The sequence below is a fragment of the Flavobacterium petrolei genome, assembly GCF_003314435.2.
In the GTDB taxonomy this organism is placed as follows: Bacteria; Bacteroidota; Bacteroidia; order Flavobacteriales; family Flavobacteriaceae; genus Flavobacterium; species Flavobacterium petrolei.
In genome coordinates, this window is record NZ_QNVY02000002.1 from 645,330 (window position 1) to 662,582 (window position 17,253).

A 17,253-nucleotide genomic window follows, 5' to 3' on the forward strand; every position below is an offset into this window, starting at 1 on the left:
AAATAAAGTAATTTTGTAGTACAAAGGTTTATTAACAATTAAAAAACAACAGATTATGAAATGGAGTGGCAGACGTTCAAGTGAAAATTTTGAAGACCGAAGAGGAATGTCCTCTGGAGGAAAAACAATTGTAGGAGGTGGAATTATAGGTATAATTATCTTGTTATTGAATGTTTTTGGTGGAGAAAATGCACAAATGCTGACGCCAATTTTAGAACAAATGAATCAAGGAAATAGCGCTCCTACTGAACAAAGAGACCTAACCGCCACCGAAATTGAAGAAGGCAAATTCATAGAAGCTATATTAGTAGATACGGAGGATGTTTGGGGAAAAATATTTCAGCAGAATAACATGCAGTATGAAAGACCAAATTTAGTATTGTTCAACCAGGCTGTGGAAACGGAGTGCGGTAATGCTACCTCTGCTTCGGGACCTTTTTATTGTCCGGCTGACCAGAAAGTATATATGGATTTAACATTTTTTGAGGAACTGAAAACTAAATTTGGAGCTGAAGGTGGCGATTTTGCTACAGCCTATGTAATCGCTCACGAGATTGGTCATCACGTGCAAACGTTGTTAGGCACTTCTGCTAAAATGAGACAAATGCAAGAAGGAAAAAGCCAGGCTGAAGCCAATAAATTATCGGTTGCTCTGGAATTGCAAGCTGATTTTTATGCGGGTGTTTGGACGCATTACAATCAAAAAATGAATAATTTCTTGGAAGAAGGTGATATTGATGAAGCTTTAAGTGCGGCTCACGCAGTTGGTGATGATGCAATTCAATCTAAAATTCAAGGACACATTGTTCCGGAGTCCTTTACACACGGAACTTCGGCACAACGAAAAGCATGGTTTATGAAAGGGTATAAATCCGGTGACATCAATCAAGGCGATACTTTTGCAGAAATAAGATAAATTTCAAATCAATAAGAATTTAAAAAATCGGGATATAGTCCCGATTTTTTTGTGCTTACATTTAAACAAATCGAGGCAATCAAAAGCACATCGGAAAATTAACAGTACCTTTGCGCCCAATTAAAAAAGTAACCTAAATAATAGTGTTTACTTTATAAACACCATTTATGTCATTTAACTCATTAGGTTTATCTGATGCTTTACTTAAAGCCATCAGCAAAAAAGGGTACACAACTCCCTCTCCAATTCAACAAAAAGCAATTCCCCCAATATTAGAAGGTAAAGATGTTTTGGCATCTGCACAAACAGGAACAGGAAAAACAGCCGGTTTTACATTACCTATTTTACAAATATTATCACAAGGTCAACAATTGCGACAAAGACCTATTCGCGCCTTAATATTGACACCAACCAGAGAATTAGCCGCACAAATATTAGCCAATATCAAGGAATACAGTGTATTTTTAGACCTGAAAAGCACCGTTATTTTTGGTGGTGTAAATCAGAATCCCCAGGTAACGCAATTGCGTCAGGGTGTCGATATTTTAGTCGCCACTCCAGGTCGGTTAATCGATTTGCAAAACCAAGGTTTAATATCACTTGCCAAAGTTGAAATCTTAGTTTTAGATGAAGCTGACCGTATGCTAGACATGGGTTTCGTACGAGACATTGAGCGCATTATAAAAGTATTGCCTACAAAAAGACAAAACTTGATGTTTTCGGCAACCTTCTCAACAGACATCAAGAAATTGGCGATGGGCATTTTACACCATCCCGTTCATGTAGAAGCAACTCCGGAAAATACCACCGTCGATGCTATTACTCAAATAATATATCCTGTTGCCAAAGAGAAAAAAACGGAACTGATCATTAAATTGATTACAGAAGGAAACTGGAAACAAATTTTGGTTTTTACCCGTACCAAACAAGGCGCCAATAAACTGACAGAAAGCATGATTAGTGCCGGAATCAAAGCAGCTGCCATTCACGGAAATAAAGGGCAAGGCGCACGAACCAAAGCCTTGGCAGGGTTCAAAGACGGAAGTCTTACCGCTTTAGTCGCTACCGATATTGCGGCCAGAGGTCTGGATATTCCATTGTTGCCGCATGTGGTCAATTTTGAATTGCCTAACATTCCTGAAGATTACGTCCACCGAATTGGTCGTACCGGAAGAGCTGGTGCAAATGGTGAAGCTATTTCGCTATTCAGTCCGGATGAAACGGTTTTTTTACGTGATATCGAAAAATTAGTAGGTTTAAATTTGCCTAAAGAAAACATAAAAGGTTTCGAACCCGATCCTAACGCTTCCAAAGAACCAATTAAACAAGGGCAAGGAAGACAACAACGCGATTCAACTCCGCGAAAACCAAAAACTGACACTACAAACCGTAGCAGCAATAATAGTTTTGGTCCAAGACGCCCAAGTCAAAATAATGACCGACGTTCTAATAGATAATTAATTTTTATTATTTTTTAGGAGCAGAACGAGTTCGTTTTTTTAGAACGTATTTCCCGCTATACATTACAAACCTTCTTAGAGCTGAACACCAGCTCTAAGAAGGTTTTTCATTTCAAACGTAGTTCACTGAACTCCAATTAAAATAAAAGCTAAGTGAAGTAATCGGGGCTATTGAGAGCGTTTTTACTTTCATAATAGCACTTTTCTTTGAAAAACAAAGTCGCTCACGTTTATGGGGGGACAGTTTGCAAACCTACATATCTGTTTGAAGATACATATACTAGATATCTAGGAGTTCACATCCAACAACTGAATGTGCTGACTTTTTATTTAAAAAATTATTTTTGTTCCTTAATAACAATTTCAGCTGTTTTTTGAGATTCATCTTTGTTGATATAGAATCTATCACCTGAATTATTTATTCTACCATCTAGCAGCATTCCAATAGAATTTATATTAGCTACTTTATAACCGAACTGAGTTAAACCTGAAATTATTTGGTTTTTGTAATTTATACATTCTTGCGTGCTATTAACAAAGCTTAAATCAATTTTATAATCTAATGGAATATTCTGTTTAATGTATTCTAAGTCATTATTTGTGACTTGTCTTGGTGCTTCTTTCTCATTGTAATTATTGTTTACTGTTTGATTACCATAATTTACCCCTGAATTAATTATACCGTTATTTACCCCTAAATTAGCTACATTAATATTTGCAATCGGAATTTTATTATTATCTGATTTCTTAGCGTGAATAACTTCTTGTTCTTTATCTTTTTGGATGACTGTTTTTTTATTTATAACAGTTTTGTTATCAATATTTTTATCTCTATTCACATAGTCACCATTTATATTAAATGTATTTCCTGATGTGGGAACTACATCCACTTTCTTATCGGCATTATACGCTAAAATGCCGCATATAATAGCTGCAATTTGAAAAAAACCCGCTAAAATCGTATAACTTAAACCCATATTTCGTTTAAAAAAATTCATATTGTAAAATTAAATATAACAAATATAAAATATTTCCGAATAAAATCTGTCACAAATTAATATGATGCTTTTTATTGTTCAAAAAGGATTAAATATTCGATTGTTAGTAGTTTAAAATTTATAACCCGCTACGCAAAGTCTCCAACTTTGAGTATATGTTTCTCAGTCGCCAACTGACCTTAAAATTAAAATATTATAAAAACAAAATCGGTTAAAAACCGAAAGTCACTTCCTCAAAGTAGGAAACTTTGTGGAACGTTGTGATTAAAAATAGTTAATCACAAATCTACTTCTCTTCATACTGAAAATTGTTGTTTCCAAATACAACAATAATTTAATGCATTACTTTACAAAGTAGTATTCTATTCATACGTATTTAAATCTAGATTAAGAATAGTACCTACTCTGCTAAATTCTTCATTAATTTTTGCATTCAGGATAAGTGGTTTATTTGTTATTGGATGATTAAAAATTAACTGATGTGCATGAAGCATCATTCCTATCAGTTCAAAATGCTCCAACCATAATTTATTCTGTTTATTACAACCATGTGGCCGACTTCCTAAAATGGGATGAAAAATATGTTTGAAATGTTTTCGTAATTGATGCATACGTCCCGTTTCAGGAATAGCCTCTACCAAACAATATCGTGATGTAGGTTTATTGTTAAATGCTAACTCAATTTCTGTAGTTTGCAATCGATGAAAGTAGGTTACTGCATTTTGTATAATGCCATCATCATTGGTTAAATCATAATCAATCGTTAGTTCTTCGGGTGACCAACCACGTAAAATTGCTAAATATTTTTTTTCGACTTCGCGTGTGGCAAAACGATCATTCATAATTTTTAAAACTTCCTTATCCAACGCAAATAACAAGACTCCAGATGTTTTGCGATCTAACCGATGAATAGGATAAACGTGTTGCCCTCCTATTTGATTTCTCAATTCTTGAATCGCATAAACTTTTGCATCGCGCGCGTAAAACGATTTGTGGACTAACAATCCACTTGGTTTATTAATTGCAATAATATATTCGTCTTGGTACAGAATTTCTAACATTTGGCAAAAATAAAAGAGATTTCTCTCGAAATCTCTTTTTTGACTTATTTATTTCTACACTTTTCTTTTTTACTCTTTAGCGCGAGCGTATTCTCTATTTTCAGCTGTTAAACATCTAAAATCAAAAATCGTTAATCAAAAATCTGAAATCTAATTTACCCCAGCCAACCATCACGATCCAAACTTCTATATTGAATTGCCTCTGCTATATGGCCCGAAATTACTGTTGGAGCTGCATCCAAGTCGGCGATTGTTCTGGCTACTTTCAAAATACGATCGTAGGCCCTAGCGGAAAGATTCAATCGTTCCATTGCCGTTTTCAATAATTGCTTGGAAACATCGTCCAAAGCGCAATACTCCCGAATGTGTTTGGTATTCATTTGAGCATTGTAATGGATGTTTTCCATTTGTTCAAAACGTTCGGTTTGGATTTCTCGTGCTGCAGTCACTCTTTTCCGAATATCAACACTGCTTTCCGCTTTTTGATCATCCGATAATTTTTCGAAAGGAACCGGAGTCACTTCGATGTGAATATCTATTCTATCCAATAAAGGTCCCGAAATCTTACTCAAATACCGTTGCATTTCGTGTGGCGAAGAAGTTTGTGGTGAATCCGGATCGTTAAAGAACCCACTTGGACTTGGATTCATACTCGCCACCAACATAAAAGAAGACGGATAAGTAACCGTAAATTTAGCTCTGGAAATTGTTACTTCTCGATCTTCCAGCGGTTGACGCATCACTTCCAAAACGTCTCTCTTAAATTCAGGCAATTCATCCAGAAACAAAACACCATTATGCGCCATCGAAATTTCACCCGGTTGCGGATAACTTCCGCCGCCCACCAAAGCGACATTCGAAATTGTATGGTGCGGACTTCGAAACGGACGTTGATTCATCAATCCCACTTCCTTTAATTTTCCGGCAACGCTGTGAATTTTGGTTGTTTCTAATGCTTCACGCAACGTCATCGGCGGCAAAATACTCGGTAAACGTTTGGCAAGCATGGTCTTCCCTGCTCCCGGCGGTCCAATCAAGATAATATTATGTCCTCCGGCTGCGGCAATTTCCATGCAACGCTTAATACTTTCTTGTCCTTTAACATCACTAAAATCGAATTCAGGAAAGTCTAATGTTTTATAAAATTCAGCTCGCGTGTCTATTGTTGTTGGTTCCAGAGTTCCTTTTCCTTCAAGGAAATCAATTACTTCCTGAACATTTTCGACTCCATACACATCTAATCCAGCAACAATCGCTGCTTCTTTTACATTTTGCTTTGGAAGAAAAAAACCTTTAAAACCTTCTTCTTTGGCTTTAATGGCAATGGGTAGAGCACCTCTTATTGGTTGAAGGCTGCCATCAAGGGAAAGTTCCCCCATAATGATGTATTTATCAACGTCCTCGGCATTGATTTGCCCAGATGCGACCAAAATTCCGATGGTTAAAGTCAGGTCGTAGGCAGAGCCTTCTTTGCGCAAATCAGCAGGAGCCATATTGATGGTGATTTTTTTACCTGGCATGGCGTAGCCGTTATTTTTGAGTGCTGCTGCAATACGGTAACTGCTTTCTTTAATGGCATTATCCGGCAATCCAACTAAATGATAACCAATCCCTTTATCAATATTTACCTCAACAGTAATCGTTGTGGCTTCGACTCCAAAAACTGCACTTCCAAAAACTTTAACTAGCATCTGTTTTTATTTGATTCTAAAATTAGAGAAAACTTTTCTTATTATTATTATAAATCCTACACAAATTCCAATAAAATAGTGAATAACCAAAATTTCATCAAAAAATACTTCAAATATTACATATTACAGTCCGATATGATACATTTTTCGCAAAAACAAAATGTTAAAATTAAAAAAATTGAAGGTATACTATTAGCATTTTTCTACTTTTAGAAAATAATTAGAAACCTTACTATGAAAAAAATCTTACTTCTGTTATTTTTCAGTTTTTTACTGCCAAAAACTTATGCACAGGAATACTTTCCTAACAATGAAAGTGTTCAAAACAAAACCAGCAATTTCACCGCTTTTACCAATGCAAAAATCTATGTGACACCAACACAAGTTGTTGAAAAAGGTACTTTACTGATACAAAACGGAAAAGTAATTGGTGTAGGAACTAATATTTCAATTCCTAAAAACTGTACCACAATCAACTTAGAAGGAAGGTCCATTTATCCTTCTTTTATTGATATTTACACGAGTTTTGGAATCGAAAAACCAAAAGGAATTACCGAAAGAAACCCCTTATATGATACTAAAAGATCTGGTTTTTATTGGAATGAGAGCATCCGTTCAGAATTGAATGCCTACGAAGCATTTAAATATGACCAACCTAAAGCCGAAGAATTATTGAAAGCTGGATTTGGTGTTGTAGGAACGCATATTCCAGACGGAATTGCCCGCGGATCAGGAACTTTAATCGCTTTGAATAATTTCGAAAAAAAGAATCAATTGCTATCCGATAAAGTGACCAATCATTTTGCATTTACTAAAAGCGTAACTACAAATCAATCCTATCCAAGTTCATTAATGGGAATGATGGCATTATTACGCCAAATGTACTATGATTTAGATTGGTACAAAAAAGGAAATTCAGCAACCAAAGATTTGTCATTAGAAGCCATGGCAAATAATGAAAAGTTAGTTCAAATATTTGCTTCTGAAGACAAATTAAACAGTTTAAGAGCGTCCAAAATTGCGAAGGAATTTGGTTTGAATTATGTTTTAAAAGGAAACGGAAACGAATTTGAACGCATTGAGGAAATCAAAAAAACGAATTCGAAATTTATTATTCCAATCAATTTCCCTGAAGCCTATGATGTTTCTGATCCGAACCAAGCGAACCAAATGGAATTAAAAGATTTGCGTTTTTGGAACCAAGCGCCGACCAACCTTAAAGTTTTATCGGATAATGGAATTGTTTTCGCATTGACAACTGACAAGTTAAAGAAGATGGAAGATTTTAGACCCAATCTGTTAAGAGCCATCAAATATGGTTTTGATAAAACCAAAGCATTAGAAGCATTGACTACCATTCCTGCTGCTCTTTTAGGAAAAAGCAACGAAATGGGAACTTTGAAAACAGGAAGTTTAGCCAATTTTGTGATTACATCCGGAGAAATTTTTGAAGAAAAAACAGTATTGTACGAAAACTGGGTTCAAGGAAACAAATTTGTTGTCAACGACATTGCAACGAAGGACATTCGTGGAAATTATGATTTGACCATTAATTCCGAAAAATATAAATGGAAAATTGATGGGGAGATTACTGCACCAAAATCAGAAATCACAACAGTAGATTCTAAAAAAATCAAGTCAAAACTGACGATGACCAATAATTGGATTTCGACTGTAATAAAACCTAATGATTCTACTAAAACTAGCTTTACCAGATTAATTGGATACATCGAAGACACACAAAATCTTTCCGGGAAAGCAGTTTTATTCAATGGAAATGAAGTGAAATGGTCAGCGGTAAAAACGGCTCCATTTGTAAAAGCGATTGATTCTTCTAAAATTGAAAAAAACAACATGATTATCCCAACAACATTTCCAAATGTTGCTTTTGGTAACCTGAAGAAACCTACCGCAGAAACAATACTTTTTAAAAATGCTACTGTTTGGACCAATGAAAAAGACGGTATTTTAGAAGAAACAGACGTATTGGTAAAAAACGGAAAAATAGCTTCTGTTGGGAAAAATATTGCTGATGCATCCGCAACAATTGTTGATGCAAAAGGAAAACATTTGACTAGCGGAATTATTGATGAGCACTCGCACATTGCCATTTCAAACGGTGTGAATGAAGGCGGACACAACTCTAGTGCTGAAGTAACGATACAAGATGTAGTGAATTCTGAAGACATTAATATCTATAGAGATTTAGCTGGTGGAGTTACAACATCTCAATTATTGCACGGTTCAGCTAATCCTATTGGTGGACGTTCCGCAATTGTAAAATGGAAATGGGGAGCACCTGCAGAGGAAATGTTATATAAAAACCAACCCGGATTCATCAAATTTGCTTTAGGTGAAAATGTTAAACAATCTAATTGGGGTAACGTAAACCCTACTCGTTTTCCACAAACCAGAATGGGAGTCGAACAAGTTTTTACTGATTATTTCCAACGTGCAAAAGAATATGACTTAGCTTGGAAAGCATACAATGCTAGTGGTAAAAAAGCAAAAGGAAATGCACCGAGAGTAGACTTAGAGTTACAAACATTAGCCGAAATATTAAACAAAGAACGTTTCATTTCTTGTCATTCTTACGTGCAATCTGAAATTTTGATGTTGATAAATGTAGCTGAAAAATTTGATTTTAGAGTTAATACCTACACTCATATTCTTGAAGGTTATAAAGTTGCCGATAAAATGAAAGAGCATGGTGTTGGAGCCTCCACTTTCTCGGATTGGTGGGCTTATAAATTTGAAGTGAATGATGCCATTCCTTTCAACGGACCAATTATGCATAATGCAGGAATTGTAGTTGCCTACAACTCTGATGATGCTGAAATGTCTAGAAGATTAAATCAAGAAGCAGCAAAAGCAGTAAAATATGGTAATATTTCAGAAGAAGATGCATGGAAATTTGTGACATTGAATCCTGCTAAATTATTGCATATAGATGATAAAGTAGGAAGTATCAAAGTGGGCAAAGATGCGGATATCGTATTATGGAATGCAAATCCTTTATCTATTTATGCCAAAGCTGAAAAAACATTAATTGAAGGTGTTGTGTATTATGATGCTAAAAAAGATGAAGCACAAAGAGTAGCAATCGCTAAAGAAAGAAGTGAACTAATAGGTCAGTTATTACAAGAAAAAAATAAAGGAATGACCACGCAAGAACCTAAAAAAACGGAGAAGAAAGAATATCATTGCGATACTTTAGAAGAATAATCCAATGCATCTAAATTTCAAAAACCGTGCTTTTATTATAAAGCAATTCTAAAAAACCTATAATCATGAATAGTAAAAAAATATATCTTTTAATATTGGCCTTTAGTATCTCAATACTATCTCAGGCACAACAAACACCAGCCGCAAAGCAATCAAAATCTGTTTTAATCCTTAATGCTACAGCACACTTGGGTAATGGTGAAGTGATTGAGAACAGCGCCATCGGATTTGTAGACGGGAAAATCACTTTGGTTGCAGATGCGAGAGTAATACGCTTAGCTGCGGGTGCCTATGACATGACAATTGATGCCAGCGGAAAACATGTGTATCCGGGATTTATTGCACCTAACTCTACATTAGGCTTGGTTGAGATAGATGCCATAAAATCCTCCGATGACGAAGATGAAATTGGAGCAATGAATCCAAATGTAAGAAGTATTGTTGCTTACACAGCCGATTCTAAAGTAATTGAAACAGTAAGACCAAACGGTATTTTGATGGCTCAAATAACACCTAGAGGCGGAGTGATTTCTGGATCTTCCTCAATTGTTCAGCTGGATGCTTGGCATTGGAAAGATGCAATTATAAAAGAAAACGATGGAATTCACATCAATTTCCCATCCACCTTTAAAAGAAGTGGATGGTGGGCAGAACCAGGAAATATAGAAGCTAATAAGGACTATGCTAAACAAGTTTTAGAATTATCTGGATTTTTATCTAATGCAAAAGCGTATTTAGGCGATAGTTCAAAAGAGCGAAATTTAGTTTTAGAATCTACAAAAGGTCTATATGACGGAAGTCTAACGCTGTTTGTTCATGCCAATGAAGAAAAACAAATCATCGATGCGGTGCAATTTTCCAAAGAAAATGGTATTAAAAAAATGGTCATTGTTGGCGGGTATGAAGCGTATAAAACTGCTGAATTATTACAAAAAAATAATATTGGCGTACTGCTAAAACGCGTGCATGATATGCCAGAGAATGATGATCATGATATTGATTTACCATACAAAGCAGCCAAATTATTAACCGATAAAGGTGTCCTTGTAGGTTTAGAAAATAGCGGTGCCCATGAAAGAATGAATACCAGAAATTTACCATTTTTAGCGGGAACATGTGCTGCCTACGGAATGGAAAAAGAAAAAGCGTTACAACTAATTACATCTAATACTGCTAAAATATTAGGAATTGATGCGCAATGTGGTACCTTAGAGCAAGGAAAAGATGCTACATTATTCATTTCCGAAGGTGATGCTTTAGATATGAGAACCAATAAATTGACTAATGCCTTTATACAAGGGAGAATGATTAGTTTGGAAACACATCAAACTAAGCTGAATGACCGATATAAAACAAAATACAATCAAAAATAAATTAATACAATGGGACTATTTAACGCCATCTTAGGCAATGCATCTGAAGTAAATATTGAAAATGTTTCGAATGAATTTGAGCCTATCTTAATTGATGGAGAAAAAATCGAAAAAGCGTATAAGCTTATTCGGGATATGTTTATTTTCACCAATAAAAGACTGATTTTAGTCGAAAAACAATTGGTTGGAAGTAAAGTTGATTATATGTCTATTCCCTATTCCAGTATTAAGAAATTCTCAAAAGAAAGTGCAGGAATATTAGATTTGGATGCCGAATTAAAAATTTGGTTAAACCACGATAATAATCCAATTATCAAACAATTTGGTAAAGGAGGAAACAACATCAATGAGGTTTATAAAATATTGAGCCAACATACATTGAAATAAGCATATCATTTATAATTCAAGGCACTAATTGCAATCCATGCAATTAGTGCCTTTTTTAGGTTAATCTCTTTTGTCATTACAAAAGACGGCGACACATCAGAATAGGATTCTTAATTTTTTGTAGAAAAGGCGGTTTTAGATATCAAAACATAATATTCCTTTAACCTAACTTTAACAAATTACAAATTTTAACTTCAAATTATAATATACCCACAATAAAAAGGGGTGTGCATTGTTTAAATCGTAAAAATAAAACATTCAATTACTTTTATAAAGGGGGTTGTTGATGATTTTTATATTTTTATCGAAATTTAAAACTAAAAAACAATGAGAAAAATTATTTTAAGTGTGATATTAATCACAATCTTGGTATTTACCCTTTTTTCAAATTATTTTCTAACAGATAGCCCTGCACCCGCAGAAGCTGTAAAATTTGACACTGGCGATACCGCTTGGATGATTGTTGCTACAGCACTTGTATTAATCATGACTCCTGGTTTAGGTTTCTTTTATGGTGGGATGGTAGGTAAAAAAAATGTCATCAGTACCATGCTTCAAAGTTTTATGGCCATGATAATTGTAACCGTTTTATGGGTTGTTATCGCTTTTGGATTATCATTTGGCCCAACAATTGGCGGCGTTATAGGAAATCCTATCCCGAATTTATTCTTTCAAGGTGTAGGTACTAATACATCATGGAGTCTTGCTCCAACAATCCCTTTTATGTTATTTGCATTGTTTCAAGCAAAATTTGCCATAATTACCCCAGCTTTAATTACGGGTGCTTTTGCTGAGAGAATTCGTTTTTGGGCTTACTTACTATTTATGGTTTTATTTATATTACTAGTTTATACACCATTAGCACACATGACTTGGCACCCAGATGGTATTTTCTTTAAAATGGGGGTATTGGATTTCGCAGGTGGAACAGTCGTTCACATGAGTGCTGGATGGGCTGCACTTGCAGGAGCCATTTTTCTTGGAAAAAGAAAAGCACAAAAACCTAATCCTGCCCGTATCACTTATGTATTATTAGGAACTGGTTTATTATGGTTTGGATGGTTTGGTTTTAATGCTGGATCTGCTTTAGGTTCTAACGGTTTAGCGGTTCAAGCGCTTGGTACTACAACTGTTGCAGCTGCCGCAGCTGGAATGGCTTGGGTATTTCTTGACAAAATTCTTGGTCACAAACTTTCTGCAATGGGAGCTTGTATCGGTGTTGTAGTAGGTTTAGTGGCTATTACTCCTGCTGCAGGATTTGTGAGTATTCCACACGGAATGTTCATAGGAGCTTTTGCCAGTATCGTTAGTAATTTAGTGGTTAGAAGTTTCCACAAATTAAAAATTGATGATGCTTTAGACGTATTTGCTTGCCATGGTGTGGGCGGAATGGTTGGAATGCTTTTAACTGGAGTTTTTGCTTCAAAATCGATCAACTCCGTTGTTGGTGATAATCAAGGTCTAATTTTTGGAGACGCTACATTATTTATCAATCAATTAACTGCTTTAGTAATTGTTTCCATATTTGCTTTTGTAGGTTCCTATTTCCTTTTCTTTATCGTAAATAAAATTACCCCACTTCGTGTAAGTGAAGAAAAAGAAGAATTAGGTTTAGATATTTCTCAACATGGTGAATTTTTGTAAATCATCTTAACATCAATTAACTCTCTGCAATTCAGAGAGTTTTTTTTGCTCTGCAGTCACTCAAAGAAGGATGATTCTATGCAGTCTGTCCAATTATCTTTAGACAAAAATTAACATCTTTAAGAAACATTTTTTGCCAGACTAGTTTTAGTCAATATCCTTTAAAAACAAAATCCCAATCTTTAAAAAAGATTGGGATTTTAGATTCAAATATAATCGAATGCTTTTAGTAAGTAAAAGGATTATCTATTTTAAAATAGTAAACTCAATTTTTGAATCATTATAAATTCTATGAGTTTGCTTTTGAAAATCTTCTGGTTTAGCATAAAAAATATTATCTACAAATGTTTGTGGATTCAAATCAATAAACGGAAACCACGTACTTTGAACCTGAATTTGGATTTTATGTCCTTTTTTAAATGTATGAAAAACATCTTGCAACTTAATATTCACTGGTGTTTTCTCATTAGCAACAAATGCTTCCGGTTTTGAAAAACTGTTTCTGAAACGTCCTCTCATAACCTCACTGCGTACCATCATGTGATAATTACTCATCTTCAAATAAGGAGCAACATCTTTGGTCTCTGGCTCATCATTAGGGAAAACGTCAACTACTTTTACAATCCAGTCCGCATCTGTTCCTGTAGTTGAAACTTGTAATTTGGCTAATATTTCTCCTGCTAATGTGGTATCATCGCTCAATACTTCTGTTTCAAAAACAATCACATCCGGACGTCTCGCGGCAAAACGTTGGTCATCCGTCATATATTTCCTTGGCGTAAGCCCTGCTTGTTTGATATCTTCAGAATAAGGAACCGGTTTCTTAGGATCACTGATAAATTCTTCAAAAGAAATATTTCGCTTCGCCATTTTTGTCAATTGATTTCCTTGCAAAAAGAAATCTTGTTTTTCAGTATTTTGAGGAGGCCAAGTTTCATAGGTCTTCCACTCTTTTCTTCCAGTATCAAAAACATAGGCTTCTGGTAATTTATTTTCACCTTGAGCGTTATTCTTTAAGAAATGACGAAAGAAATTAGCTTCTATATTTTTTTGATAATAACCTGAAATACTATCTCCAAAATTAATATTACCAATCACTTGTTTTGCTGAATTTCTAGCCCAATCACCGTGGCTCCATGGTCCCATAACGATTGTGTTGTAATTTTTGCTGCTTTTTTCAATCGTACTGTACGTATTCAAAGGTCCATATAAATCTTCAGCATCAAACCAACCGCCAACGGTCATTACCGCTGGTTTGATATTATTCAAATGTTGTAAAATTCCACGTTTTTGCCAAAAATCATCATAACTGGAATGGTCTTTCAGCTGTTGCCAAAATTCATCATCTTTACCGTAATATTTATCTAAATTAGATAAAGGGCCAGCATCCAAGAAAAACTGATAATCATCATTTGTACCCGTATTCGTAAATTTATACCAAGGTTCCGTAGTTCGCTTTGTTTTTTGAGGACCAAATAATGGCGTAACTTTCCAATAGCTCAACAAATAGGCTCCATTATGATGAAAATCATCAAAAAAGAAATCAGCAATACACGCTTGAGGTGAAACCGCTTTCAAAGCTGGATGATTGCTCAACAAAGAATACGTAGCGTAAAATCCTGGATATGAAATTCCCCAAGTTCCAACATTTCCGTTGTTATTAGCTACATTTTTGACCAACCAATCTATCGTATCATACGTATCCGAGGCTTCATCGGTAGCTGCCTTTCCTTTTTTATTTGGAATAAAGCCGCGCATATTATCGTATAAACCATCGCTCATAAATCTTCCTCGTACATCTTGATAGACCACAATATATCCTTCTTTCATCATCGTTTCGCTAGGAGAAATACTTCTTTTGAGCTGACCTTCTCCATAAGGACTAGAATTATAAGGCGTTCTTTGCATTATAATCGGATATTTTTTAGAAACATCTTTGGGGGTGTAAATAGAAGTAAATAATTCTGCACCATCGCGCATCTTTATATGCACTTCTTTTTTAGTGTAATTTTCCGAAACATAATTGGATTTATTGTCTTGGGCAAACAGAACTGCACCAATAAAAAAAAGAGAAATACTAAGTAGTTTTTTCATGAATTTTTTGAATTAAAATAGTTTTTAAAGATAAAAAATCTCACTGATTATAGTATCCTTATTCCAACTTTTTTAAAATTCATATATCGATTTTGATAAGATGAAAAAGTAGCAATTGACGCTGTTTATAATAGCTCATTATTCAACGTTTTCACACCAATAATTCATTCATTTATGTATTCAAATTAGCAACTTTTTCTGCCCGATAATCCTTTGTCTTTGCTTTGAATTATTTACAAAAAAAAACCATAAAAGGATTGTTTTTCCTTACAAAAAGCACTTTTTACCCATTTTAAGAGCTATTTTCAGATAATTTGCCTTATATTTGTAAAATACCAAATTATTTTTTGTGGTTTTTAAAGTCTCTTTTTGTGCACTTTTAACCCAAAATTAAGATCCCTTATTTCAGAAAAAAATTCTGAAAAAATCATCTTTTTTTGCAGTTTACTGCACCTTTTGCCTTTTGGAAAAATTCCATTTACAGGCTATTAAATAATCGAAAATTAATAATATGCACATAATAGATTATGCAATCTTTATTGTTTATATGTTGGCCATGTTAGGCGTTGGTGTCTACTTTTTTAACAAAAATAAAACCGCTGAAGATTTTTACGTAAGTGGCAGAAATATGAGTAGCTGGCACATTGGCTTATCAGTTGTTGCCACTGATGTTGGTGGTGGATTCTCAATAGGATTGGGTGGACTTGGTTTTACAATGGGAATATCAGGTTCATGGATGCTGTTCACCGGACTGCTGGGCGCATGGTTGAGTGCCGTTTTTCTTATTCCAAAAGTAAGCGCATTAGGACACAAATACAAGTTTTTTACTTTCCCGCAAATATTTAATCATTTTTATAATGCTAAAGTTGCGCTGCTGGCCGGAATTATTTCAGCTATTGGATACATCGGATTTACGAGTTCTCAGGTTTTGGCAGGAGCCAAATTAGCTTCGGCAACCATAAAAGGACTTGATTTACAAACTGCGCTGATAGTCATGGGTCTTATCGCAGTAATTTACACCGCTATTGGAGGACTAAAAGCGGTCATTTATACCGATACGATCCAATGGTTAGTCTTAATTGGAGGATTGGTTTTCATAGGAATTCCTATTGCCTACACTGCCGTGGGAGGTTATGATGCAATCAAAACTAGTTTAGCACCTGAATATTTATCGCTGACCAATGTGAAGTGGTATCAGATTCTAAACTGGTCCATAACCATTATTCCTATTTGGTTTGTAGGAATGACTTTATACCAACGAATTTATGCCAGCAAGGGTGAAAAAGAAGCTAAAAAAGCTTGGCTGATTGCAGGCGTTTTTGAATGGCCGATAATGGCATTCATGGGAGTAATTCTGGGAATGCTGGCTAAAGTGGCTGCTAACAAAGGAATGTTTGATGGCTTTACTGATGCAGCCAATATGGACAGCGAAATGGGATTGCCTATTTTATTGGCCACAATACTTCCTGTAGGATTAATGGGATTGATGCTTTCCTCCTATTTTTCGGCTATACTTTCAACTGCGGACAGTTGCTTGATGGCGGCTTCTGGAAATATTGTCACTGATATTATTGCTAAGTTTTCAAAAAAAGAATTGAGTCATAAAAAGGAGCTAAGACTCTCACAAGGAGTCACCTTAATGGTTGGTTTTCTTGCTATTTTAATTGCGTCCCAAATGCAAAATGTATTAGAACTGATGCTTTACTCCTACGCTTTCATGGTTTCAGGACTATTTGTTCCAGTAATAGGCGCTTTGTTTTGGAAAAAAAGCCATCCAACAGCAGCTTTTTGGAGCATGCTTTTTGGCGGTGCAACAACGATTCTATTAATTGTTTCGGAGAATAAACTCCCTTTGGGATTAGAACTGCCGGAACACTTAGACGCTAATCTTTACGGAATAAGTGTTTCACTTATTTTATTCATCACAATATCACTTTATCACTATAACAAAAAAGACAGACAAAATGGAATTCAAACAAATTAATGACACTACTGGAGAAGATACAATATATACCAATCAAATTATAGCACTCTTCCTTTATACGCATTTAGAACAATATGGCGACACTATTGAAGACATTCAAAAATGTATTGATTATGTCATGAATCCTGCCAAAGGAGGAAACATTGTTGTGGGAATCGAGGAACAGAAAATCGTAGGTGTTGTGATCTTGAACAACACGGGAATGAAAGATTTTATTCCCGAAAATATTTTGGTATACATTGCCGTGGACAACAGTCAACGTGGAAAAGGATTTGGAAAACAGTTGATGCAAAAAGCCATATCAATTGCCGAAGGAAATATAGCATTGCATGTTGAACCGGATAATCCTGCCAAAAAACTATATGAAAGTTTAGGTTTTACCAATAAATATCTGGAAATGCGCCTCATCAAATAATCCAA

At 35.0% G+C, this 17,253-nt stretch carries 12 protein-coding genes; 8 read left to right on the forward strand and 4 right to left on the reverse strand.

Going from position 1 to position 17,253, the window contains the following annotated elements:
- Positions 1-55 precede the first annotated feature (55 nt).
- Both ypfJ and DR871_RS09280 read left to right on the forward strand, forming a co-directional pair.
- Entirely contained in the window at positions 56-916 is an 861-nt protein-coding gene (gene ypfJ / locus DR871_RS09275) for a KPN_02809 family neutral zinc metallopeptidase (RefSeq protein ID WP_113665542.1), read from the forward strand.
- 167 nt (positions 917-1,083) lie between these two features.
- The gene (locus DR871_RS09280) at positions 1,084-2,373 is read left to right on the forward strand and encodes a DEAD/DEAH box helicase (RefSeq protein WP_113665541.1); all 1,290 of its coding nucleotides are present in this window, start codon (positions 1,084-1,086) and stop codon (positions 2,371-2,373) included.
- Between the two features lie 341 nt (positions 2,374-2,714).
- Here DR871_RS09280 and DR871_RS09285 read toward each other — a convergent pair whose 3' ends face one another.
- From DR871_RS09285 to DR871_RS09295, 3 genes are all read right to left on the reverse strand, one after another.
- Positions 2,715-3,374, reverse strand: coding sequence for a hypothetical protein (locus DR871_RS09285; protein WP_113665540.1), 660 nt, complete (start codon positions 3,372-3,374; stop codon positions 2,715-2,717).
- Positions 3,375-3,736: 362 nt separating this feature from the next.
- On the reverse strand, positions 3,737-4,435 hold the full coding sequence (locus DR871_RS09290; protein ID WP_113665539.1) for a pseudouridine synthase: 699 nt from the start codon (positions 4,433-4,435) through the stop codon (positions 3,737-3,739).
- Positions 4,436-4,590: 155 nt separating this feature from the next.
- Positions 4,591-6,126 (reverse strand): YifB family Mg chelatase-like AAA ATPase, encoded by a 1,536-nt coding sequence (locus DR871_RS09295; RefSeq protein WP_113665538.1) that lies wholly within the window; start codon positions 6,124-6,126, stop codon positions 4,591-4,593.
- A gap of 234 nt (positions 6,127-6,360) precedes the next feature.
- On the opposite strand from DR871_RS09295, the gene DR871_RS09300 reads away from it, so the two are divergent.
- The 4 genes from DR871_RS09300 to DR871_RS09315 all read left to right on the forward strand — a co-directional run bounded on the left by DR871_RS09300 (position 6,361) and on the right by DR871_RS09315 (position 12,755).
- Positions 6,361-9,351, forward strand: a complete 2,991-nt coding sequence (locus DR871_RS09300; protein WP_113665537.1) for an amidohydrolase family protein — start codon at positions 6,361-6,363, stop codon at positions 9,349-9,351.
- Between the two features lie 65 nt (positions 9,352-9,416).
- Positions 9,417-10,724, forward strand: coding sequence for an amidohydrolase family protein (locus DR871_RS09305; RefSeq protein WP_113665536.1), 1,308 nt, complete (start codon positions 9,417-9,419; stop codon positions 10,722-10,724).
- Positions 10,725-10,733: 9 nt separating this feature from the next.
- Positions 10,734-11,111 (forward strand): PH domain-containing protein, encoded by a 378-nt coding sequence (locus DR871_RS09310; RefSeq protein ID WP_113665535.1) that lies wholly within the window; start codon positions 10,734-10,736, stop codon positions 11,109-11,111.
- Positions 11,112-11,438: 327 nt separating this feature from the next.
- Complete coding sequence (locus tag DR871_RS09315; RefSeq protein ID WP_113665534.1) at positions 11,439-12,755, forward strand: ammonium transporter; 1,317 nt, start codon at positions 11,439-11,441, stop codon at positions 12,753-12,755.
- A gap of 246 nt (positions 12,756-13,001) precedes the next feature.
- Here the strand turns inward: DR871_RS09315 and DR871_RS09320 are convergent, their stop codons facing one another.
- The gene (locus DR871_RS09320) at positions 13,002-14,849 is read right to left on the reverse strand and encodes a CocE/NonD family hydrolase (RefSeq protein WP_113665533.1); all 1,848 of its coding nucleotides are present in this window, start codon (positions 14,847-14,849) and stop codon (positions 13,002-13,004) included.
- A 511-nt stretch (positions 14,850-15,360) separates the two neighbouring features.
- Here DR871_RS09320 and DR871_RS09325 point away from each other — a divergent pair.
- Together DR871_RS09325 and DR871_RS09330 are read left to right on the forward strand one after the other, a co-directional pair.
- Positions 15,361-16,833, forward strand: coding sequence for a sodium:solute symporter family protein (locus DR871_RS09325; RefSeq protein ID WP_113665532.1), 1,473 nt, complete (start codon positions 15,361-15,363; stop codon positions 16,831-16,833).
- Entirely contained in the window at positions 16,814-17,248 is a 435-nt protein-coding gene (locus DR871_RS09330; protein ID WP_113665531.1) for a GNAT family N-acetyltransferase, read from the forward strand. Before DR871_RS09325 ends, DR871_RS09330 begins: the two co-directional genes overlap by 20 nt.
- Positions 17,249-17,253: the final 5 nt, after the last annotated feature.

Excerpts from the sequence above, each read along its gene's own strand:
- ypfJ (WP_113665542.1), top strand. The coding sequence starts at position 56 with ATGAAATGGAGTGGCAGACGTTCAAGTGAAAATTTTGAAGACCGAAGA.
- DR871_RS09280 (WP_113665541.1), top strand. The coding sequence starts at position 1,084 with ATGTCATTTAACTCATTAGGTTTATCTGATGCTTTACTTAAAGCCATC.
- DR871_RS09285 (WP_113665540.1), bottom strand. The coding sequence starts at position 3,374 with ATGAATTTTTTTAAACGAAATATGGGTTTAAGTTATACGATTTTAGCG.
- DR871_RS09290 (WP_113665539.1), bottom strand. The coding sequence starts at position 4,435 with ATGTTAGAAATTCTGTACCAAGACGAATATATTATTGCAATTAATAAA.
- DR871_RS09295 (WP_113665538.1), bottom strand. The coding sequence starts at position 6,126 with ATGCTAGTTAAAGTTTTTGGAAGTGCAGTTTTTGGAGTCGAAGCCACA.
- DR871_RS09300 (WP_113665537.1), top strand. The coding sequence starts at position 6,361 with ATGAAAAAAATCTTACTTCTGTTATTTTTCAGTTTTTTACTGCCAAAA.
- DR871_RS09305 (WP_113665536.1), top strand. The coding sequence starts at position 9,417 with ATGAATAGTAAAAAAATATATCTTTTAATATTGGCCTTTAGTATCTCA.
- DR871_RS09310 (WP_113665535.1), top strand. The coding sequence starts at position 10,734 with ATGGGACTATTTAACGCCATCTTAGGCAATGCATCTGAAGTAAATATT.
- DR871_RS09315 (WP_113665534.1), top strand. The coding sequence starts at position 11,439 with ATGAGAAAAATTATTTTAAGTGTGATATTAATCACAATCTTGGTATTT.
- DR871_RS09320 (WP_113665533.1), bottom strand. The coding sequence starts at position 14,849 with ATGAAAAAACTACTTAGTATTTCTCTTTTTTTTATTGGTGCAGTTCTG.
- DR871_RS09325 (WP_113665532.1), top strand. The coding sequence starts at position 15,361 with ATGCACATAATAGATTATGCAATCTTTATTGTTTATATGTTGGCCATG.
- DR871_RS09330 (WP_113665531.1), top strand. The coding sequence starts at position 16,814 with ATGGAATTCAAACAAATTAATGACACTACTGGAGAAGATACAATATAT.